The organism is Stenotrophomonas sp. TEPEL (assembly GCF_004348785.1).
GTDB lineage: Bacteria > Pseudomonadota > Gammaproteobacteria > Xanthomonadales > Xanthomonadaceae > Stenotrophomonas > Stenotrophomonas indicatrix.
In genome coordinates this window covers 86,833-108,112 of record NZ_QQXJ01000001.1, presented here as the reverse complement: position 1 = coordinate 108,112, position 21,280 = coordinate 86,833, and the positions used below count along the sequence as shown (strand labels likewise).

Below are 21,280 nucleotides of genomic sequence, written 5' to 3'. Positions count from 1 at the left end.
CTCAGACCTTTTCGCCGCGCGCACGCAGCTCAGCCAGAACGGAATCGATACCGTTCTTGTCGATGGTGCGCAGTGCATGCGCGGAAACACGAAGCTTCACCCAGCGGTTCTCGCTGGCAACCCAGAAGCGGCGCTCGTGCAGATTCGGCAGGAAACGACGACGGGTCTTGTTGTTGGCGTGCGAGACGTTGTTACCCGTCTGCACTCGCTTGCCGGAAACCTGGCATACGCGGGACATGGCGCACCTCGATAGTAAGTTGTGTCTCCCCGTAGCCCGGGGGACGGCGGCCTCGGTGGTTGCCCACCACACGTCAAGAGAATCAAAGGGTTACGCTGGCGTTGGGCGGCCGAGGACGTGCTCCCGGGGGCGCCGCCCGGCACGAAACCGGACACAGCGAGCCGCGCATTATGCACGCAATCAAGACCTTGCGCAACTTACCCACAGGCCACGCCTGAACACGATGGCGGCGCCCTGCCCTCAGCGCAGGTGCGGCACCACCTGGGCCAGCAGGTGGGCATCCTTCAGTGCGCCATGCAGGCCGCGGGTGCCGGGAATGCGCAGGCGCTGCAGCACATCGTCGAGCTTGTTGGGCATGCCCGGCCAGCGCTTGCGGGCCAGCTTCAGGCTGCAGGTCACGCGGCAGTGCTGGGCCAGCCCTTCGGCGATGCCGGCCAGGCGCAGCTCGTTGTCGAGGAAGCCGACGTCAAAGGTGGCGTTGTGCGCGACCATCTCGCTGCCACGCAGGAACGCCAGCAGTTCGGCGGCCTTGCTCGCAAACAGCGGCTTGCCCACCAGCATGGCATCGCTGATGCCGTGCACGCGCTGCGCGCCCCAGTCCACCTTCCGCTGCGGCTGCAGGTAGGTGTGGAACTGGCGGCCGCTGAGTTGTCCATCGACCAGTTCCACCGCCCCGATTTCAATCACCCGATGGCCCAGGCGATGCGAGATGCCGGTGGTTTCGGTGTCCAGTGCGACGACGCGGCTCACGGCGCACGCCGGTATGCAGCGGCCGGCACGCGGCAGACAAGGGACGGTAGGGATGGCAGTGCGGTCATGCGGTGCTGGATCCTGTTGCGCGCGCCCCGTGCGGCGGGGGCAGATGAGGCGGGATTGTCCCACGCGGTGCGTCGGCAGGAGCGCGGACGAACACAGCGATGTCGGCATACTGGTGATTCACTGCGGAGGCTCCAATGCGACTGCTGGCCCTCACCTACGGCACCGAAGGCGATACGCGCCCGCTGGCCATGCTCTGCCATGGGCTGATCGCGGCCGGTCACGAGGTCATGCTGCTGGCCGACGGCGGCACCCTCGACAGCGCGAAGGCCTTGGGCGTTCCGCACGCCGCGCTGGAAGGCGACATCCACGACGAAGTGGTGGCGCTGGTCTCACGCGGCAATGGCGTTGCCGCCGCCAGCACCGGGCTGGCACGGATGGCGCTGCAACACGTCGCCGGTTGGATGCGCCAGGCCGATGCTGCAGCCGACGGCTGCGATGCGATCCTGACCGGTGGCCTGGCTGCGTTCGTCGGCATGAGCGTCGGCGAGCGTCGCGGCCTTCCGGTGATCGGCGCCGGCATGATCCCGCTGACGCCGACGCGCGCGTTCCGCTCGCCCTTCCTGCCGCCCGGACGCTCGCCGGGCTGGTTGAACCGGGCCAGTTATGGCCTGGTCAACGGCCTGATCTGGCGACAGTTCCGCGGCCCGATCAACACGGCCCGCCAGCACGCCGGGCAGCCACCACGACGTTCCCTCTGGGCTGGCCTGCCGATGCTGTATGGCATCTCGCCACAGCTGCTGCCACCGCCTTCGGACTGGCCGGCCGACCACCTCGTGTGCGGCCAATGGTCGGCCCCTGCTGCGCCGTGGCAACCGTCGTGCGAACTGCAGGCTTTCCTCGATGCAGGACCGCCGCCGGTCTATCTGGGCTTCGGCAGCATGACCGGCTTCGACCGCGAGCGTGTGCTGCCGGCGCTGCTGTCGGCGCTGGCGCCACGCCGCGTGCTGCTGTTTCCCGGTTGGGTTGGCGTGCCCGACATGACGCTGCCCGACTCGGTACGGATGATCGGCCCGACCCCGCATGAAGCGTTGTTGCCGCGCTGCGCACTGGCGATCCACCACGGCGGCAGCGGCACCACGCATTCGGCATGCCGCGCCGGCATACCGTCGATGGTGATGCCGTTCGCCGCCGACCAGTTCTTCTGGGCCGATCGACTGCAGCACCTGGGCGTGGCACCGGCGCCACTGTCACCCAAGCGGTTGCAGCCGAAGGTGTTGGCCGATGCACTGGCGTTCGCCGAGCATGCCGATACACGCGCACGTGCGGTCGCGCTGGGCGCTGCAATGGCGAACGAGGATGGAGTGGCATGCGGCGTGGCCGCACTCGAGCGCTGGCTCAGCCCAACGTCTCCACCACCCAATCAATGAACACCCGCAGCCGCTGGCTCATGTGCCGGTTCGGCGGGAACATCACGTGCATCGGCATCGGCGGCAGCTGCCAATCGTGCAGCACCGGCAGCAGCTCGCCGCGCGCCACATGCGGTTCGGCCATGTAGCTGGGCAACGCGACCACGCCGAGGCCGGCCAGACCCGCCGCCAGATAGGCATTGCCATCATCGAAACCGATTGAATAGCGCACCTGCACCTCGATGCGCTCGGCGCCGCGCTGCGCGGTGAACACGCGTGCGCGGCCGCTGCGCGGGCTTAGAAAACCGACCGTGTGGTGGTCCGGCCCTTCCAGCGCGCGCGGGTGTTCCGGCACACCGAACCGCTGCACATAGCCCGGGCTGGCATGGAAGCCGATCGGCAGGCGCGCCAGCGGTCGTGCCACCAGCGCGGGATCGGCAGGCGCGCCACCACGGATCACGCAATCGACGTTGTCGGCGATGACATCGACCTCGCGGTCGCTGACGCCGATGTCCAGCTGGATCTCCGGATAGCGCGCCTGGAAATCCGGCAATGCCGGCACCAGCCGCAGGCGCGCATACGGCCCCGGCACGTCGACGCGCAGGCGCCCGCGCGGTTGTGCGGCGGCCTCGCCCAGCCCCCCTTCAACCTCTTCCAGCTCAGCCAGCAGGCGAACGATGCGCGGGTAATACGCCGCGCCATCGGCAGTGACGCTGACCCGGCGCGTGGTGCGGTTGAGCAGCCGCAACCGCAGATGCGCTTCCAGCTGCTGCACCAGCTGGGTGACCGTGGTGCGGCTGAGCTTCAGGGTGTGCGCGGCGCGGGTGAAGCTGCCGGTCTCCACCACCCGGGCGAACGCGCGCATCGCTTCGAAACGGTCCATGGCCGTGGCTGTTATTGTTTGGAATGTGCAATCAATCTAGACCGATCATCACGGTTTATCCAGACAGCGGGCGCGGGGAGGATGGTCCGCTCCCGTCTGGAATCCGTCCCATGTCCCACCGTGATGTTGTCTTTCCCGCCGGCCGGCAGGCGCTGTACGAGCGCAACCGCTATTCGCCGGCGATCCGATCCAATGGCCTCCTGTTCGTTTCCGGCCAGGTCGGCAGCCGCGAGGATGGCTCGCCCGAACCGGACTTCGAGACCCAGGTCCGCCGCGCCTTCGACAATCTCAACGCAGTGCTGGCCGCGGCCGGCTGCACGTTCGATGACGTGATCGACGTGACCGTGTTCCTGGTCGATCCGGAAACGAACTTCGAGAAGGCCTGGGCGATCGTGCCCGAGTACTGGGGCCAAGCGCCGCACCCGACCCTGACCGGCATCGGCGTGACATGGCTGTATGGGTTCCAGTTCGAGATCAAGGTGATCGCCAAGCTGCCGTGACACGGGTAGTGCCGGCCGCTGGCCGGCAATGTTTCGGGGATCAGAGCCCTTTCCGGAGGAATGCGATGCGACCCCACGGGCCGAAAAGCGTGTCGACCAAGGTCGACACCTACCGGAGCACACGTGCGCGGCGCACCCGAACGATGTGTCGGGGTCAGAGCCGGTTCCGGAGGAACGCGATCCGACCCCGCGCCCGGCCCGCCTGAACGGAACACGCCGACAAATTCCCGAGGTGGCCATTGATATTGTATCCACCGAAAACCGCTTGCTAGCCTCCCCTCCATGCGCCGGATCGCCCGCCATCTTCGTTCGACCCTGCTGATGCTGCTGATGGCGGCATTCGTGGTCGTGCCGGTGGCTGATGTGCTGGCGTGTGCGGTGGAACCGCACGACAGCACGGTGGTGCATGTGCAATCCGGTGCCGAAGATGCCGACGGTGACACTGACAACGACGGCAAGCACGCCGCTGCCTGCAGCCACAACCACTGCCACCACTCCAACCTGAGCCTGCCGGCGAGCACCTTCGCCGCCTTTGGCACGCCGCAACCAGCGCGCTGGATGAAGGCAGGCGATGCGGCGACCTATGCGGTCGCCCAGGACGAACTGGCACGTCCTCCCCGGGCGTGAGTTGAGCGCGTCCCGCAATCGCGGGCTCCCGTTTCACTCACAACCGGAATCCCCCTATGTCGATCCTGACACGTCGGTCGCCGCGCGCGGCCGGGCTGGTCGTCGCCGTGCTGCTGGGCCTGATCCCCGTCGCACAGGTCGCCGCACAAGCCGCACCTTCGTATGACACCCTGCTGGAACGCCTCGACCAGCTGCCCGGCGCCCGCGTCGGCGCGGCATTGGCCGAGGCGGCCGACGCCCGCGCCGACCAGGCGCGGGCGCTGCCCAATCCATCTCTTTCCTGGTCCGCCGAAAACGCCTGGGGCACAGGCTCCTACGGCGGCATGGGCAGGGCCAACACCGTGCTCACCCTGTCCCAGCCTCTGGAGGTATGGGGCCAGCGCGGCGCGCGCGTCCGCGCCGCCCGCGCCGAGGCACAGGCCGCTGCCCTGCGCGGTTCGCAGAGCCGCAGCGATGTCGCCAGCCAGTTGGCGGCGATCTACGCACAGGCGGAAAGCGCCCTGCGTCGCTACACCCTGGCCGAAGAAGCGCTGAGCCTCACCCGCGACGATGCGGCGGCGGTCACCGCCATGGTCAAGCATGGCCGCGAGCCGCAGTTGCGTGCCGTGCAGGCACAGAGTGAAGTGGCCAACGCCAGCGCCGCGCTGGATGAGGCGCAGGCCTTCCGCGACGCCGCGCTGGCCCGCCTGGCCGGTGCGGCCCTGCTGGATGCACCGGTGCAGACCATCGACAACAGTCTGCTCGATCGCGCACCGCCAGCACCGCGTGGCGCCAACGATGTGGCGCTGGCCGTGCGTGTGGCCGAAGCCGAAGTTGATGCGGCCGGTCGTCTGGTCGACGTCGAGCGCAAGCGCGCCCTGCCCGACCTCAGCGTTACCGCCGCGCAGACGCGTTTCCGCGAGGACCGCGAACAGGCCTACACGCTCGGCGTCAGTCTCTCGATCCCGTTGTTCGACCGCAATCGTGGTGGCATCCGCGCCGCCAGTGCCGAACAGCGCGCGGCCGAAGCGCGCTTGGACCAGCAGCGGCGCGACAGCGAAGCCGAACGCTTGTCGGCGGTAGCGGGCCTGAAGGCCGCCGGCAGCCGCACCCGCGCCGCCGACGAAAGTGTGGTCGCCGCCGAGGAAGCCTATCGGCTGGCGCGCATCGGCTTCGACGCCGGGCGCATCTCGCAGCTGGAACTGCGCAGCACCCGCAGTGCCCTCATCGCCGCCCGCAGCACCGCTGTGGACGCGCGCCTGTCGCGCGTCGGCGCGGAAATCGATCTCGCCGGCCTCGAAGGGCGCGCACCCTTTGTGGAGGCCCGATGAACCTGTCCCGTACTTTCCCGCTGGTTGGCGGCCTGCTGCTGACTGCATTGCTGGCCGGTTGTTCCGGCAACGCAGAGGCCCCGAACACTTCGGAGCCCGCCGGCAAGGCAACGGCCGACGGTGGCCATGGCCACGCCGCCGACAGCACCGACGCCAAGGCCGGAACCGGCAACGCGGCAGATGCCGATGAAGGCGTGGTGCAGCTGACGCCAGAGCAGATCAAGGCATCCGGCATCGACGTGGTGGCCGTCGGCCGCGGCGGCGGTGGTTCGACGCGGCTGTCCGGCCGGGTGGAACCGTCGATCGGTGCACGTGCCTCGGTCGCTTCCACCGTGACCGGTCGCGTGGAGCGCGTGCTGGTCGCACCGGGCACGGCAGTGAAGCAGAACCAGGCGCTGGCGATCGTGGTCAGTGGCGAGGCGGCGGTGTTCCGCGCCAATGCGGTTGCCGCCGCCGCCGAGGCCGAGGCCGCGCGCCTGGCCCACGGCCGCGACAGGGCGCTGGTCGAACAGGGCGTGGTCGCTCGCCAGGAACTGGAAACGTCGCGTGCGCGATCGCTGGCGGCGCAGGCGCAGGCCGCCGCCGCGCAGGCACAGGCCGCCGCCAACGGTTCGCCCGACAGCAGCGGCCGCGTGCGCATCACCAGCCCGGTGGCCGGCATCGTCGGCAACGTGCAGGTCACGCCCGGCGGCGTGGTGGCGGCCGGCAGCCCGGTGGCCGACGTCGCCGATCCGTCGATGAACGAGCTGGTGTTCACCGCGCCGCCGGCGCTGGCCGCGCAGGTCACGCCGGGCATGACGCTGGAAGTGACCGTGCCGGGCGGCAGCTTCAGTGCCACCGTCACCGGTTCGGCCGCCGATGTGCGCCAGCAGGGTGGCGTGGCGGTGATCCGTGCCATGCCGGTGGATGCCGCATTGCCGCCGGCCGGTTCGCCGGTGTCGGCGGTGGTGGTCACCGACGGCAAGGACGGCGCGTTGAGCGTGCCGGCTGATGCGGTACAGAACGTCGGCGGCAGCAGCGCAGTATTCGTCGCCGTCGAGGGCGGCTTCAAGGTGCAGCCGGTACTGGCCGGCCGACGTGCCGGTGACCGCATCGAGATTCTCGGCGGCTTGAACGGCGACGAACGCATCGTCGGCGCCAACGCGTTCCTGCTCAAGGCCGAACTGGCCAAGGGCGAAGCCGAGCACGGGCACTGAGGACCTTCCATGTTCAAGCTCATCATTGAAACCGCGGTACGCCACCGCTGGCTGGTCGTGGCCTTGGCTGCACTCGTTGCCGCCGTGGGCCTGTTCCAGCTCGGCAAGCTGCCGATCGATGCGGTACCGGACATCACCAACCGCCAGGTGCAGATCAACACGGTGGCACCGGCACTGACGCCCGAGCAGATCGAGCGGCAGGTGACCTATCCGCTGGAAACCGCGCTGGCCGGCATCCCCGGCCTGAGCACCACCCGTTCGCTGTCGCGCAATGGTTTCTCGCAGGTCACCGCGATCTTCACCGACGCCACCGACATCTACTTCGCCCGCCAGCAGGTGGCCGAACGCATGCGCGAGGCCGCCGAAGCGCTGCCCGAGGGTGCCTCGCCGATGCTGTCGCCGGTCACCACCGGCCTCGGCGAGGTGTTGATGTGGACGGTGGACTTCACCGCGTTCGACCCTGCCAAGCTGGCCAAGCCCGGTGAAGCCGGCTGGCAGGCCGGCGAGGTCTACCGCACGCCGGAAGGCAACCTGCTGCGTACGCCGGAAGAACGCGCCACCTACCTGCGCACCGTGCAGGACTGGATCATCGCGCCACAGATGCGCTCCAGCCCCGGGCTGGCGGGCGTGGACACCGTCGGTGGCTACGTGAAGGAATATGGCGTGCATCCGGACAGCGCGCGGTTGGCCGCGCATGGCCTGGGCCTGGCCGATCTGGTGACGGCCCTGCAGCGTTCCAACGTGCAGGCCGGTGCCGGCTTCGTGCAGCGCGCCGGCGAAGGCCTGGTGGTGCGTGCCGACGGTCTGGCACTGACCACCGACGATCTGGCACAGGCGCCGGTAGCCACCCGCAACGGCGTGGTGGTGCGGGTGGCCGATGTGGCCGATGTCGACCTCAGCCGCGCACCGCGCCTGGGTGCGGCCAGCCGCAACGGCCATGAAGCCGTGCTCGGTACCGCGCTGATGATCGCCGGCGGCAACAGCCGCACCGTGGCCCAGGCGGCCGCCACACGACTGCAGCAGGTCAATGCTTCGCTGCCGGCGGACATCGTGGCCGCGCCGGTGCTGGACCGCAGCGTGCTGGTCAATTCCACCATCAAGACCGTGGCCAGGAACCTCACCGAGGGCGCGCTGCTGGTGGTGGTGGTGCTGTTCCTGCTGCTCGGCAACCTGCGCGCGGCGACGATCACCGCACTGGTGATCCCGCTGTCGTTCCTGTTCGCGGTGATCGGCATGAACCGCTTCGGCATCAGTGGCAACCTGATGAGCCTGGGTGCGCTGGACTTCGGCATCCTGGTGGACGGCGCGGTGATCGTGATCGAGTCGACGCTGCTGATGCTGGGCCAGCGCCGTGCCGAACTGGGCCGTGCGTTGACCGCGATGGAACGCCTGCGCGTAGCGGCCGATTCGGCGCGGAAGATGGCACGCCCGGCCGCGTTCGGCCAGCTGATCATCCTGCTGGTGTTCGCACCGATCCTCACCCTGGAAGGCGTGGAGGGCAAGACGTTCCACCCGATGGCCGCCACGTTCATGCTGGCCCTGGTGGGTGCCTTCATCTTCTCCTTCACCTTCGTGCCGGCGATGGCCGCGCTGATGGTGCGCGAGCCGAAGCCGAAGGAAGGCGAGGCACACAGTGATGATGGCCAGCACGAGACGAAGCTGATCCGCGTGCTGCGTGCACGCATCGAGCCGATCATCCGCCAGGCCGTCGCGCGGCCGCGCGCAGTGATCGCCGGTGCAGCGTTGATGCTGCTGGTGGGCATTGGTTCGTTCGGCCTGCTCGGCCGCGAGTTCATGCCTACCCTGGATGAAGGCAACGTGGCGATGCAGGCACTGCGCGTCCCGTCTACTTCGCTGGAGCAGTCGCTGGCGATGCAGCTGGCACTGGAGAGGGCCATCGCCCAGCAACCGGAAGTGGAAACGGTGTTCTCGCGTACCGGTACCGCCGAAGCGGCCATCGACCCGATGCCGACCAACATTTCCGACAGCGTGATCGTGCTCAAGCCGCGTGCGGACTGGCCCGATCCGACGCTGGGCAAGGAGGCGCTGGTGGGCCGCTTCGAAGCACTGGCCGGCCAGCAGCTGGGCAACAGCTTCGAGTTCAGCCAGCCGATCGAGCTGCGCTTCAACGAGCTGATTTCCGGCGTGCGCACCGATCTGGCGGTGATGATCTTCGGCGATGACTTCAGCCAGCTGCAGAAGGTGGCCGACCAGGTGGCGCTGAAGCTGCGCGCGGTGCAGGGCGCGGCCGATGTGCGGGTGGAGCAGATTTCCGGCCTGCCCACGCTCAACGTCAAGATCGACCATGTAGCGGCAGCGCAGTACGGGCTGACCGCCGCCGACGTCAGCGATGCGCTGTCCACCGGCATCGGCGGCGCGGCAGCCGGCAAGATCTTCGAGGCCGACCGTCGCTTCGATGTGGTGGTGCGTCTGGATGACAGCGCACGCAACGACCCGGATCAGCTGGCCTCGCTGCCGATCGCCACGCCCGCCGGCGTGGTGATTCCGCTGTCCTCGGTGGCACGCATCAGCGTCAGCGAAGGGCCGAACCAGATCAGCCGCAACAACGGCAGCCGCCGGGTGGTGGTACAGGCCAACGTGCGCGGCCGCGACCTCGGCGGCTTCGTTGGCCAAGCACAGGCCGCCGTGGCCGACGTGACACTGCCGCCCGGTGCGTACCTGACCTGGGGTGGCCAGTTCGAGAACCTGCAGCGCGCGGAAAAGCGCCTGGCCACGGTGGTGCCGGTGGTATTCCTGCTGATCGGCAGCCTGCTGTTCATCGCCCTGCGCAGCGGCAAGGAAGCGGTGCTGGTGTTCAGCTGCGTACCGCTGGCGCTGGTCGGCGGCATCCTCGCCCTGCTGCTGCGCGGCATGCCGTTCTCGGTGTCGGCCGCAGTGGGCTTCATCGCCGTGTCCGGCGTGGCCACGCTCAACGGCCTGGTGCTGATGCAGGCGATCCGCGAGCGCCTGGACGCCGGTGACGTGCCGATGATGGCCGCGATCAACGGTGCATCCAGCCGTATCCGCGCAGTGCTGACCACCGCACTGGTGGCCATCGTCGGCTTCATTCCGATGGCGATCGCCAGTGGCTCCGGTGCGGAAGTGCAGAAACCGCTGGCGACGGTGGTGATCGGTGGCCTGATCACCGCCACGGTGCTGACCCTGCTGGTGCTGCCGGCCTTCGCCGCGCGCGTGGCCAAGGTGCGGACGGCGGGCTGAAAGTTCACGGGGTCGGATCCTGTGATCCGACCCCGTCCACCGCGCTTCGCGCTCGCCGGGCAGGGCCCGGCGCTACCACCGCACGTTCCGGTAGCGCCGAGCCCTGCCCGGCGGCGCGGCGATCAGGCCTTCTTGCGCTCGGCAATGTACGCCTGGATCTGCTGCTCCAGCACCGGCAACGGCACCGAACCCTGCTTCAGCAGGGTGTCGTGGAAGCCCTTGACGTCGAACTTGTCGCCCAGCTCCTTCTCGGCCTGCGCACGCAGGCGCACGATGGCGATCTCGCCGAGCTTGTAGCTCAACGCCTGCCCCGGCCAGGAAATGTAGCGGTCCACTTCGGTGGTCACTTCGTGCTCACTCAGCGCCGTGTGGTCACGCAGGTAGGCCAGCGCCTGCTCGCGGCTCCAGCCCTTGCTGTGCACGCCGGTGTCGATCACCAGCCGCGCGGCGCGCCACATCTCGTAGGTCAGGCGACCGAAATCCTCGTACGGGGTTTCGTAGATGCCCATTTCCACGCCCAGCTTCTCGCAGTACAGCGCCCAACCTTCGCCATAGGCGGAGATGTAGGCGTTGCGGCGGAACTCCGGCAGGTTCTTCTGCTCGGCAGCGATGGCACCCTGCAGTGCATGGCCCGGGTCGGATTCGTGCAGGGTCAACGCCGGCAGGTTGTACAGCGGGCGCGACGGCAGGTTGTAGGTGTTGAGCCAGTAGGTACCCATGCCACCACGGCCGGCGGTCCAGAACGGGGCGATGTCCGGCGGCACCGGTACGATGGTGAAGCGTGCGCGCGGCAGCGTCATGTACTTGCCCAGCTGGCCATCGGCGCGCTTGGAGATCCACGCCGCGCGCGACAGCAGCTCTTCCGGCGTCTTCGCATAGAACTGCGGGTCGGTACGCAGGAAGGTCAGGAACTCGGCAAAGCTGCCCTTGAACTTCACCTGCTTGATGATGTCGTTCATCTCGCCCTGGATGCGTGCGACTTCCTCCAGGCCGATGCGGTGGATCTCGTCCGGCGACAGGTCCAGCGTGGTGTATTCATGGATCTGCTGCTTGTAGTACGCCTTGCCGTCAGGCATCGCTTCGGCGGCCAGGGTGGTGCGCGCCTGTGGCACGTATTCGTTGACGAAGAAGGTGCGCAGTTGCTGGAACGCCGGCACCACCTTGCCGCTGATCGCTTCACGCGCCTGCGCCTGCAGCCTGGTCTGCTCGGCGGCCGGAATGCTGTTGGGCAGCTTCTTGAACGGCGCGTACAACGGCGATTCGGTCGGGTCCTTCAGTTCGGCGACAGTGGCGATGGACACCTCGCGGCCATCGAGCACCGCACGCGGCACGCTGAAGCCGCGCTTCAGGCCGGCACGCATGTTCCCGGTCTGCTGGTCGAAGTAGCGCGGCACATCATTCAGGCGCGCGATGTAGTTCTGGTAGTCCTGCACGGTCTTCATTTCGCGCCGGGCCATGAAGGACAGGTTGGACCAGAACGAGGAATCGGCGTTGAACGGCATCTCGTAGCCGCGCAGGCGCACTTCTTCGGCCAGGTTGAACACCTGGTCGCGGTAGATCGCGTAGTTGACCTGGTTGTCGGGCGAAAGGGTCTTCGGGTCGATCTTCTTCAGCGCGGCCAGGGTCTGGTCCCATACCTCCAGGCGTGCCTGCTGCGCGGCCGGGCCGACGTCGGGCATGCGGGTGGCATTGGCCGGCGCGTCTTCGTCCTCGCTGGCCTCGCCGCCGCCTTGCTGGCGCCACTTCCATTCCTTCTCGTACAGCGCGCGGAAGGCGGCATCGGCGGGCGACTCGGTAGCCACGCTGGCCGGCGCGGTGACGGTGGGCGGTGCGGCCAGGGCCACGGCAGGGGCAGACAGGGCAATCAGCAGGGCAACGGCAAGACGGGTTTTCACAAGCACAGGTTCCCGGGAAGGCAGGCCCCGATCATGGCACCCCGCATCGCCCATGGCATGGGACGAAGGTCCTGCCTGGGCCTAGCCCTGGTAGCTGCCAACCTTGGTTGGCAGGCGGGGAGAGCCAGTGCCGAAGGCGCGTGGTAGCGCGGGGCCACGCCCCGCGAGCGCGCAGCGCGGCCGATGTTGGCCGCCATCCCCCAGCCGCCGGGCATGGCCCGGCGCTACCACAGCGGTGCCGACCAAGGTCGGCCTCTACCGGGGCGTCAGTGACTGGCCTTGTCCCGCTTCCAGCCGCGATGCTTGATGTCCAGCTGCAGGCTGTACAAGGCGGTGAACGCCGGGAACAGGTTCTGCAGCACGCCCACCGAGTCCTGCTTGGCCGAGAACAGGAAGTAGCTCAGCGTCATCAGGCTGCCGACCACGCTCATGTACCAGAACAGGCGCGGGATCACCGGCTTGCCGGCGCGCTTGGAGGCGACGAACTGGACCAGCCAGCGGCCACCGAACATCAACGCGCCGGTGTAGCCGATCAGCTTCCAGCCGGTCACATGCAGGCCGGTCCAGTACAACCAGGTCAGCGGCTGATCCAGCCAGTGCAGCTCCAGGTCCATCAACGCTCCTCCACCGCGGTGCGCTTGCTGCGGGTGATCAGCCAGGCCACGCCACGCAGGTCACGTATACCGACCAGCGCGCGGCCCAGGTTGTTGTACTTGGACACGCCGGCCGTGCGATGGCGATGGTTGACCGGCACGCTGGTGGTCTTCCAGCCGGCGCGCTGCATCAGCGCCGGCAGGTAACGATGCATGTGGTCGAAGTACGGCAGATCGAGGAAGGCGCTGCGCTCGAACAGCTTGATGCCGCAGCCGGTATCGGGAGTGTCATCGCGCAGCATGCGCGCGCGGATGGCATTGGCCCACTTGCTGGCCCAGCGCTTGCTGCCGCTGTCCTGGCGGTTGACGCGCCAGCCGGCGAACAGCTTCACCTGGGCGTCGGCCGCATCACGGGCCTCCAGCAGCCTGGGGATATCGGCCGGGTCGTTCTGGCCATCACCGTCGAGGGTGGCGATCCACGGCGCACGCGCGTGCTTGACGCCGGTACGTACTGCGGTGCTCTGCCCGCTCTGCGTGATGTGGTGCAGCACGCGCAGCTCCGGCGTGGTGGCCTTCAGGCCCTGCAGCACGGCCAAGGTGTCATCGCGCGAATGATCGTCGATGTAGACGATCTCGAACGGCAGCCGTCCGCGCAGCGCAGCGGTGATTTCGGCCACCAGGGGCGCGACGTTGTCGCGCTCGTTGAATACAGGGACAACGACGGACAGAACGGGTTGGCTCATGGGGGGACTCGGCCAAGGAGGGACAAAGACCGCGCATTTTCCGAAGCCGAGGTTATCCGAAGATGAATCCGGCGGCGTGAGGATCGGTTTTCAGGCGCGATCAGCGAAATACTCGCGGCACCACTGCACCACCGGCGGCAGGCCCTGTTCGATCGGCATGACCGGTTCGTAGCCAAATGCGTCATGTGCGCGCCGGGTATCGGCCATCGTGCGCACCATGTCGCCCGGCTGCATCGGCTTGTAGACCTTCTGCGCGGGGCGACCGGCGGCCTGCTCGATCACGCCGATGAAGCGCTCCAGCTCGACCGGCGTGTGGTTGCCGAGGTTGAACACCCGGTGCGGCACCGGACCATCAGCCGGATGCGCGAGGGCGCCGAGAATACCGGCCACGATGTCGGAGACATGTGTGAAATCGCGCTGCATGCGGCCTTCGTTGAACACATCGATCGAACGACCGGCCAGCACCGCGCGCGAGAACAGCAGCGGCGCCATGTCCGGCCGGCCCCACGGGCCATACACGGTGAAGAAGCGCAGGCCGGTGGCACGCAGGCCATACAGCTGTGCGTAGGTGTAGGCCATCAGTTCATTGGCGGCCTTGGTGGCGGCGTACAGCGAGCGCGGCTGGTCCACGCGCTGGTCTTCGGAAAACGGCGGCGTGGCCGAATCGCCGTACACCGAACTGCTGGACGCATACACCAGATGCTGCACGCCACGGTGGCGGCACAGCTCGAGCATGTTGACGAAGCCGACCAGGTTGCTGTCGACGTAGGCGTGCGGGTTTTCCAGCGAGTAGCGCACGCCGGCCTGCGCGGCCAGGTGGATCACCGCGGTCGGCTGTATTTCCTCGAGCAGCGCGGCCAGGCCGTCGCGGTCGGTCAGGTCCAGCGTGCGCAGATCCAGCGTCGGGCACAGCGCGGCCACGCGGTCGCGCTTGATCTGCGGGTCGTAGTAATCGTTGAAGTTGTCCAGGCCGACCACCGACTGGCCCGCATCAAGCAGGGCACGGGCGGTGTAGGCACCGATGAAGCCGGCTGCGCCGGTGAGCAGGATGGTCATTGCGGTGAGCCTGGAATTCAACGGTCAATTCAGTGGTGATGGCGTCTGATGGTACGCGCAGGGCCTAGAACAGGCCGAAACGCTTCTTGGCCACATTGGTGCGCCCCGGCTGGATGACATCCTGGATGTTCTTCGCATCGAAGCGATCCAGCAGGGTTTCCGAGTCCTTTTTCAGCTTCAGGTCCATCTCTTCCGGGTACAGCGGCACGATCGCCATGAACTCGATGGTGGTGCCGTCTTCCAGCGCCAGCGTGCCGAAGTCGTCCGGGGTCGTGACCGGCGGCAGCACGATGGCCCCATCGAACCCCACGCCCGGTGCATAGGGCTCGGACGGATGGCCGTTGGGAATGGTGTGGCCGAAGCCCAGCCAGGTGTCGTACTCGTGCGGCAGCCGCGCCAGGGTCTTCAGCAGGCGCACCGGCCAGTAGTTGCGCTCATCCTCGAAGGCATCCTGGGTGATCGGCCAATCCGCCGGCAGGGTCACCATCAGTTCCATGTGCCGGGGGGCGCCCACCTCGTCGGGCACGGACATCGGCAGGTCGCTCATGCCCGAGGTCACCAGCCGCAGGTACGGGCACTCGTCGGTGGCGGGCACCACATGCACGTCGATGTGCACGATATCGGAGATGATTTCATGGAAGACGCCGGAGATCGGGCCAAGATGGCGCTCGATGTGCGCGCTGATCTCCTCGATGTGCGACTCGCCCTGGGCCGGGGTGAAGTCCTTCTCGCGGCTGTGCACGAGGATCGGGCTGCCGCCCGGGCTGACGTCGTCTACTTCAATGGTCATGTCCTGCTCCCTGGATGAGCCACGGGGCGGAGCGGCCCACCTGCGGTGGACGACGCGGCCTCCGGCACGCGCGGCGGTGCGTTCCCTGCATCGACGGCACACGGCAGGAACAGGCCGTGCGCCCATGTAGATGCGCCGGGGTCAGCCCTGGCGCGTGCGCAGCCGCTCCAGCACGCCATCGAGCGTGTCCAGGTTGGCGTAATGGATGATCAGCTTGCCCTTGCCGCCGCGGCCATGGTTGATCGCAACGGAAGTCCCCAGCACTTCGGACAGCTCGGTCTCCAGCGAGGCGATATCGGCCTGCTGCACCTTGGCCACCGGCTGCGGACGATTGCTCGGCACCTTGCCGGCGGCAAATGCCTGCGCACGGCGCTCGACCTCGCGCACCGACCAGCCTTCATCGGCCGCTTCCTGGGCCAGCTTGCTGGCCAGTTCCGGGGCCAGCGTCAGCAGCGCGCGGGCGTGCCCCATCTCCAGCCGGCGCGTTTCCAGCAGCAGGCGGATGGCGATCGGCAGCTCCAGCAGGCGCAGCAGGTTGGACACCGCCGCGCGCGAGCGGCCGACGGCCTCGGCCGCCTCGGCATGGGTCAGGGTGAATTCGCTGATGAGGCGCTGCAGCGCTTCGGCTTCTTCCAGCGGGTTGAGGTCTTCGCGCTGGATGTTCTCGATCAGCGCCATCGCGATGACGGTGCGGTCTTCCAGCTCGCGCACCACCACCGGCACTTCGTCCAGGCCGGCCAGCTGCGAAGCGCGCCAGCGACGTTCACCGGCGACGATCTCGAAGTTGCCTGCCGGCAGCTGGCGCACCAGGATCGGCTGGATCACGCCCTGCGACTTGATCGAGTCGGCCAGTTCGGACAGCTTGCCCTGGTCCATCTCGCGACGCGGCTGGTACTTGCCCGGCTGCAGCTGGCCTACCGGCAGCTTGCGCAGCACTTCACCGGGCAGCGGCTCGATCACCGCCGTACTGGCCTGCACCTGGCTGACCGCGCCCTTCGGACCGAGCAGTGCGTCCAGGCCGCGGCCGAGGCCTCGCTTCTTGGCTGCAGGCTTGCTGCTGGTCATCAGACGGTCTCCACGGCCTTGGTGGCCTTGTTGCGTTCGTTGTTGCGACGGATGATCTCGCCGGCCAGGCCGAGGTAGGCCACGCCGCCGCGCGAAGCACGATCGTAGCCGACGATGCTCTGGCCATGGCTGGGCGCCTCGGCCAGGCGCACGTTGCGCGGCACGATGGTGCGGAACACCCGGTCGCCGAAGTGCTCGGTGAGCTCGGCCGACACGGCATTGGCCAGGTTGTTGCGCACGTCGAACATGGTGCGCAGCACGCCTTCGATCTCCAGAGCCGGGTTGAGGTTGGCACGCAGCGCTTCGATGGTTTCCACCAGCGCGCTCAGGCCTTCCAGTGCGTAGTACTCGCACTGCATCGGCACGATCACCGAATCGGCGGCGGCCAGTGCGTTGAGGGTCAGCAGCGAGAGCGCCGGCGGGCAGTCGATCAGGATGTAGTCGTACTCATCGCGGATCGGTGCCAGTGCGCGCTTCAGGCGCTGCTCGCGCTCGCTCTGCGCCATCAGCTGGATCTCGGCCGCGGTCAGGTCGATGTTGCCCGGCAGCAGGTCGTAGCCTTCGGCGGTCTGCACGCGCACGTCGGCGGCGCTGGACTCGCCCAGCAGCAGGTCGTAGGTGGAGGAGACCAGCTCGCGCTTGTCCACGCCACTGCCCATGGTCGCGTTGCCCTGGGAATCCAGGTCGACCAACAGCACGCGCTTGGGTGCGTTGGCCAGGGAAGCAGCCAGGTTGACGGCGGTCGTGGTCTTGCCGACGCCACCCTTCTGGTTGGCGATGGCGATGATGCGGGCCATGCGGGTGTGCCTCGTCGACGTGTGCTGGGACCGGTCATTATGCGTACAACCGGGCCCGTGCGGAAATCGTGGATCGCCAACCGCTTGTTCCACAAGGGGCGGGCGGCGGGGTTCAGGGACCTGTGACGGTGACCAGATGGCGTTCACCGGCCAAGCCGGGCACGCTCAGCGGGACCACCTCGCGCACCTGCCAACCGGCCGGCAGCGCTGCGATCTCCTCATGCGGGTAGACGCCTTTCATGGCCAGCAACACGCCGCCGGGGCGCAGCAGGTGGCCACCGACGCGGACGATGCCGGCCAGGGTGTCCATCGCGCGCGCCGTCAGCTGGTCGTAGCTGCCCGGCTCGGCCAGCGCTTCGGCGCGCGATTCGGCCACGCGGGCATTGCCCAGGCCCAGCTGGCGCACGGCCTCGCGCATGAAGCGGGCCTTCTTGCCGTTGCTTTCCACCAGGGTGACCTGCAGGCCCGGGCAGGCGATCGCCAGCGGGATGCCCGGCAACCCGGGGCCGGTACCGAGGTCGGCCAAGCTGCCATCGGCCACGAACGGCTGCATCGCCAGCGAATCGAGCAGATGGCGGGTGACCATTTCCTGCGGATCGCGGATGGCGGTGAGGTTGTAGGTGCCGTTCCAGCGGTGCAGCAGCGCCAGGTAGCGCAGCAGCGGCGGCGCCAGCTCGGCGGCCAGGCCCATGCTGGCCAGGCCCTGCTGCAGCGTGTTCGCTACGCCGGCGGGAAGATCGTGTTCGCTCATGCCGACATTATCGCCGGTTTTGCGCGCTGATTCCCCGCTTCAGTGCGGATACCAGGCCAGAGCAGCGCGGAATTGCCCGGTGGCCTGCCATTCGTGCAGATGCCAGCGCGCGGCCACGCCCAGTTCCGGGTCACACCAGCGCAGGTGCAGGGCGCCATCGGCCCCCGGGGCCAGCTGCAGGCGGTGCAGGCCGAACGAGATGCCCTGCCCGTGTGCCTTCAGCATGGCTTCCTTGGCGCACCACACGCGGAAGAACCAGTGCTCGCGCCCGGCCTCGTCCAGGCTTTCCAGCCAGGCCACTTCCTCGGGGTGGAAGAAGCGCTGCACGATCTCCAGCAGGCGGGCCCGCGGCCGCAGCAGCTCCAGGTCGACGCCCAACCGCACGCCCTCGCCCAGTGCCACAAGCAGCACCTCGCCACTGTGGCTCCAGCCAGTGCCGTAGTGGGCCAGCGCGCCGCTCAGCTCCGGCCGGCCCTTGTCGTCGCGCACCAGCGGCAGCGCGTCCGGCTCGCCGCCCAGGGCCTGTGCCAGCACCTGCCGGGCCTGCGGCTCACCGCGCTGGCCAGGGACGTGCGGGCAGCGCCAGACGGTAACCGGACCAAACCGCCAGGGGCCCTCAAGGGTGGCTGGCAGGCTCATCCGCACGCGCCCGTCACAGGATTGCACAGCGGGTTCACGGCATTGCGCGTCAACTGGACGCGGTTATCCACCGGAGAGTCGATCATGGGCATCATCATCTGGCTGATCGTCGGCGGCATCGTCGGCTGGCTGGCAAGCATCATCATGAAGCGCGATGGCCAGCAGGGCATCATCCTCAACATCGTGGTGGGCATCGTCGGCGCACTGATTTCCGGCTGGCTGTTCGGCGGCGGCATCAATGAAGCGATCACCCTGCGCACGTTCCTGTTCTCGCTGATCGGCGCGGTGATTCTGCTGGCCATCGTCAACCTGTTCACCCGCAAGAGCATACGCTGACGCGGCGGTAGTGCCGGCCGCTGGCCGGCAGATGCATCGCAACGGGCCCGGCAATCGCCGGGCCCCGTTCGTTCAACCCAATTCCACCCACGCCGGCGCATGATCGCTGGGACGTTCCCAGGTGCGCGGCTCGCGGTCGATGCCCGAGGCCACCGCACTGCCCTTCAGCGCATCGGAGACCAGGGTGAGGTCGATGCGCAGCCCGAGGTTGCGGCGGAAACCCGCTGCGCGGTAGTCCCACCAGCTGAAGGTGCCGGCCTCATCGTTGTGCAGGCGGAAGCCATCGTGCAGGCCCAGCTGCAGCAGCTTGTTCAGTGCGCCGCGCTCGGCGGTGGAGGTCAGGATGTGGTTGTCGTTCCACACCTCCGGGTCATGCACGTCGCGCGCGTCGGGGGCGATGTTGAAGTCGCCCATCACGATCAGCTTCGGATGCCGCTGCAGCTCTTCGGCGATCCACGCATGCACCGCTTCCAGCCAGCGCAGCTTGTATTCGTACTTGTCGGTGCCGATGTCCTGACCGTTGACCACGTACAGGTTGATCACCCGCAGGTCGCCGAAGGTACCGGCGATGACCCGCTTCTGCTCGTCCTCGAAGCCGGGAATGCCGATCTGCACGTCCTGCGCCGGCTCGCGCGACACCAGCGCCACGCCGTTGTAGGTCTTCTGCCCGGCGAACACGCTGCGGTAACCGGCGGCGACCAGCGCCGAGTCCGGGAACTTGTGGTCCTCCAGCTTGGTTTCCTGGATGCCCACGATGTCCGGGCCGAAATCCTTGAGCCACTGCTCCAGGTGCGGCAGGCGGACATTGAGCGAATTGACGTTCCACGAGGCGATTTTCATGCGGGCATTCTACCCGGGTGGGCTTTGGTAGAGGCCGACCTTGGTCGGCGCTTGGGGTTCACGCGTGCCAACCAAGGTTGGCACCTACCGGAACGGATCGCGCGGGTTGGCCCCTACCGGTAGTGCCGGCCGCTGGCCGGCAGGTGCAGGTCCCCGCCGAAGGGTCACGAGGTTGCCGGCCAGCGGCCGGCACTACCACTGGATGCACGCCATGCATGGCTTCACCGCAGCAGAAACCGCAACAACCCCGCAATCTTCGAATACGGCGGCCGCAGCCGATCACTGGCCGCCCAGCGCGACTGCCACAGCACCGGCAACAGCTTGCTCATCGCATCAAACCCGGCCCGCCCGTGGTACGCCCCCATGCCACTGGCGCCCACCCCACCAAACGGCAAACCGTCGGCGGCGAAGTGCAGCAGGGTGTCGTTGACCGTAACCCCGCCGGCCAGCACCTGGCCGAGAATGCGCTCCACCGTGGCCGTGTCATGGCTGAAGGGATACAGCGCCAGTGGCCGGTCGCGGGCCACAATGTCGGCCAGCGCTGTATCCAGGTCCGGATAGGCGCGCACCGGCAGGATCGGGCCGAAGATCTCATCGCGCATCAGGTCCAGGTCATCCGGCGGGTCCAGCACCACGGTCGGCACCAGCAGCCGCTCGCGATCGGCGCGCGCGTCATCCACCTGCGCCAGCGGAATCACCGGCACCCCGCGTTCGCGGGCCTGCGCCAGATAGCCCTGCAGGCGCCGGTACTGGGCCTCATTGATGATCCGCGTGTAGTCGTCGGCATCGCTGAAATCGCCATAGCGCTCGCGCACCTGCTGCTGCAGCGCCTGCACGAACTCACGCTGGCGCACGCTGTCGATCAGCACGTAATCCGGCGCGATGCAGGTCTGGCCGGCGTTGAACCACTTGCCGGTGGCCAGACGTGCGGCGGCTTTGTCCAACGGGAAATCGCGGCAGACGATCGCCGGCGACTTGCCGCCCAGTTCCAGCGTCAGCGGCACCAGATGCTCCGCCGCCGCCGCCATCACCTTCCGGCCGACCGCGGTGGAACCGGTGAACACGAGGTGGTCCAGCGGTAGCGAAGACACCGCCGCGGCCACGTCCGCGTCACCCTGCACCACCGACACACGATCGGGCGGGAACACGCTGGCCAGCAGATCGGCCAGGAACGCGCTGGTGCGCGGGGTGTGCTCCGAAGGCTTCAACAGCACATGGTTGCCAGCGGCAATCGCGGTGGCCAGCGGCACCAACGCCAGCGTGACCGGATAATTCCACGGCGAGATCACCCCGACCACACCCAGCGGCATCGGCCGCAGCTGCGCGCGCGCCGGCCATAGTCGCCAGCCGGCGCCCACCCGCTGCGGCTTCGACCAGCGCCGCAGGTGGCGACGCAGGTGGTCGATGGCTGACAGCACGCTCATGCCATCGGCCAGCTTGGATTCGACGTGGGCACGATGGCCGAAGTCCTCGGCGATGGCCGCAGCCATTTCGTCCATTCGGTCCTTCAACGCCGCGCGCAGGCGACGCAGGTCGGCTTCGCGCTGGTCGAGCGTGGGGCGCTGGGCCTGCCAGGCACTGCGCAGGGTATGCAGAACGGCGGGGAGGTCGGCTGGGGCGGTGGTGGTCATGGGCCG

At 68.1% G+C, this 21,280-nt stretch carries 21 protein-coding genes; 7 read left to right on the top strand and 14 right to left on the bottom strand.

Going from position 1 to position 21,280, the window contains the following annotated elements:
* Window position 1: 1 nt before the first annotated feature.
* Entirely contained in the window at window positions 2-238 is a 237-nt protein-coding gene (gene rpmB, locus TEP_RS00430) for a 50S ribosomal protein L28 (protein ID WP_005411638.1), read from the bottom strand.
* Window positions 239-478: 240 nt separating this feature from the next.
* A complete protein-coding gene (gene dnaQ, locus TEP_RS00425) occupies window positions 479-988 on the bottom strand; it encodes a DNA polymerase III subunit epsilon (RefSeq protein ID WP_093821059.1) in 510 nt (169 codons plus the stop codon).
* A 203-nt stretch (window positions 989-1,191) separates the two neighbouring features.
* Between dnaQ and TEP_RS00420 the strand changes: the two genes are divergently transcribed.
* Entirely contained in the window at window positions 1,192-2,424 is a 1,233-nt protein-coding gene (locus TEP_RS00420) for a glycosyltransferase (RefSeq protein ID WP_132823628.1), read from the top strand.
* Here TEP_RS00420 and TEP_RS00415 read toward each other — a convergent pair.
* Complete coding sequence (locus tag TEP_RS00415; protein ID WP_132823626.1) at window positions 2,393-3,286, bottom strand: LysR family transcriptional regulator; 894 nt, start codon at window positions 3,284-3,286, stop codon at window positions 2,393-2,395. The genes TEP_RS00420 and TEP_RS00415 overlap by 32 nt on opposite strands.
* Window positions 3,287-3,396: 110 nt before the next feature.
* Here TEP_RS00415 and TEP_RS00410 point away from each other — a divergent pair, with 110 nt between their 5' ends.
* The 5 genes from TEP_RS00410 (at window position 3,397) to TEP_RS00390 (ending at window position 10,138) form a co-directional block, all read left to right on the top strand.
* Window positions 3,397-3,786 (top strand): RidA family protein, encoded by a 390-nt coding sequence (locus TEP_RS00410; protein ID WP_132823624.1) that lies wholly within the window; start codon window positions 3,397-3,399, stop codon window positions 3,784-3,786.
* A gap of 282 nt (window positions 3,787-4,068) precedes the next feature.
* Complete coding sequence (locus tag TEP_RS00405) at window positions 4,069-4,413, top strand: hypothetical protein (RefSeq protein ID WP_132823622.1); 345 nt, start codon at window positions 4,069-4,071, stop codon at window positions 4,411-4,413.
* Between the two features lie 56 nt (window positions 4,414-4,469).
* Window positions 4,470-5,723, top strand: a complete 1,254-nt coding sequence (locus TEP_RS00400; protein WP_132823620.1) for a TolC family protein — start codon at window positions 4,470-4,472, stop codon at window positions 5,721-5,723.
* Window positions 5,720-6,919, top strand: a complete 1,200-nt coding sequence (locus tag TEP_RS00395) for an efflux RND transporter periplasmic adaptor subunit (RefSeq protein ID WP_132823618.1) — start codon at window positions 5,720-5,722, stop codon at window positions 6,917-6,919. The genes TEP_RS00400 and TEP_RS00395 overlap by 4 nt, the downstream gene beginning before the upstream one ends.
* Before the next feature lie 9 nt (window positions 6,920-6,928).
* Window positions 6,929-10,138, top strand: coding sequence for a CusA/CzcA family heavy metal efflux RND transporter (locus TEP_RS00390; RefSeq protein WP_132823616.1), 3,210 nt, complete (start codon window positions 6,929-6,931; stop codon window positions 10,136-10,138).
* A gap of 122 nt (window positions 10,139-10,260) precedes the next feature.
* Here TEP_RS00390 and TEP_RS00385 read toward each other — a convergent pair whose 3' ends face one another.
* From TEP_RS00385 to TEP_RS00345, 9 genes are all read right to left on the bottom strand, one after another.
* Complete coding sequence (locus TEP_RS00385) at window positions 10,261-12,033, bottom strand: DUF885 family protein (protein ID WP_132823614.1); 1,773 nt, start codon at window positions 12,031-12,033, stop codon at window positions 10,261-10,263.
* A 266-nt stretch (window positions 12,034-12,299) separates the two neighbouring features.
* A complete protein-coding gene (locus TEP_RS00380; protein ID WP_025878793.1) occupies window positions 12,300-12,647 on the bottom strand; it encodes a lipid-A-disaccharide synthase N-terminal domain-containing protein in 348 nt (115 codons plus the stop codon).
* Entirely contained in the window at window positions 12,647-13,369 is a 723-nt protein-coding gene (locus TEP_RS00375; RefSeq protein WP_132823612.1) for a glycosyltransferase family 2 protein, read from the bottom strand. Before TEP_RS00375 ends, TEP_RS00380 begins: the two co-directional genes overlap by 1 nt.
* A gap of 90 nt (window positions 13,370-13,459) precedes the next feature.
* Entirely contained in the window at window positions 13,460-14,425 is a 966-nt protein-coding gene (locus TEP_RS00370) for an NAD-dependent epimerase/dehydratase family protein (RefSeq protein WP_132823610.1), read from the bottom strand.
* Window positions 14,426-14,489: 64 nt separating this feature from the next.
* The gene (locus tag TEP_RS00365) at window positions 14,490-15,215 is read right to left on the bottom strand and encodes a suppressor of fused domain protein (protein WP_049465061.1); all 726 of its coding nucleotides are present in this window, start codon (window positions 15,213-15,215) and stop codon (window positions 14,490-14,492) included.
* 141 nt (window positions 15,216-15,356) lie between these two features.
* Complete coding sequence (locus TEP_RS00360; RefSeq protein WP_025878789.1) at window positions 15,357-16,280, bottom strand: ParB/RepB/Spo0J family partition protein; 924 nt, start codon at window positions 16,278-16,280, stop codon at window positions 15,357-15,359.
* Window positions 16,280-17,077 (bottom strand): ParA family protein, encoded by a 798-nt coding sequence (locus TEP_RS00355; protein WP_025878788.1) that lies wholly within the window; start codon window positions 17,075-17,077, stop codon window positions 16,280-16,282. Before TEP_RS00355 ends, TEP_RS00360 begins: the two co-directional genes overlap by 1 nt.
* A 112-nt stretch (window positions 17,078-17,189) precedes the next feature.
* Entirely contained in the window at window positions 17,190-17,828 is a 639-nt protein-coding gene (gene rsmG, locus TEP_RS00350) for a 16S rRNA (guanine(527)-N(7))-methyltransferase RsmG (RefSeq protein ID WP_025878787.1), read from the bottom strand.
* A gap of 39 nt (window positions 17,829-17,867) precedes the next feature.
* Window positions 17,868-18,467, bottom strand: a complete 600-nt coding sequence (locus TEP_RS00345; RefSeq protein ID WP_132823608.1) for a 4'-phosphopantetheinyl transferase superfamily protein — start codon at window positions 18,465-18,467, stop codon at window positions 17,868-17,870.
* Window positions 18,468-18,551: 84 nt separating this feature from the next.
* Here TEP_RS00345 and TEP_RS00340 point away from each other — a divergent pair, with 84 nt between their 5' ends.
* On the top strand, window positions 18,552-18,803 hold the full coding sequence (locus TEP_RS00340) for a GlsB/YeaQ/YmgE family stress response membrane protein (protein WP_025878785.1): 252 nt from the start codon (window positions 18,552-18,554) through the stop codon (window positions 18,801-18,803).
* Between the two features lie 72 nt (window positions 18,804-18,875).
* On the opposite strand, the gene xth is transcribed toward TEP_RS00340, so the two are convergent.
* On the bottom strand, window positions 18,876-19,643 hold the full coding sequence (gene xth / locus TEP_RS00335) for an exodeoxyribonuclease III (RefSeq protein ID WP_132823606.1): 768 nt from the start codon (window positions 19,641-19,643) through the stop codon (window positions 18,876-18,878).
* Between the two features lie 221 nt (window positions 19,644-19,864).
* Window positions 19,865-21,274: a coniferyl aldehyde dehydrogenase gene (locus TEP_RS00330; RefSeq protein ID WP_132823604.1), complete on the bottom strand. Its 1,410-nt coding sequence runs from the start codon at window positions 21,272-21,274 to the stop codon at window positions 19,865-19,867.
* Between the last annotated feature and the right edge of the window lie 6 nt (window positions 21,275-21,280).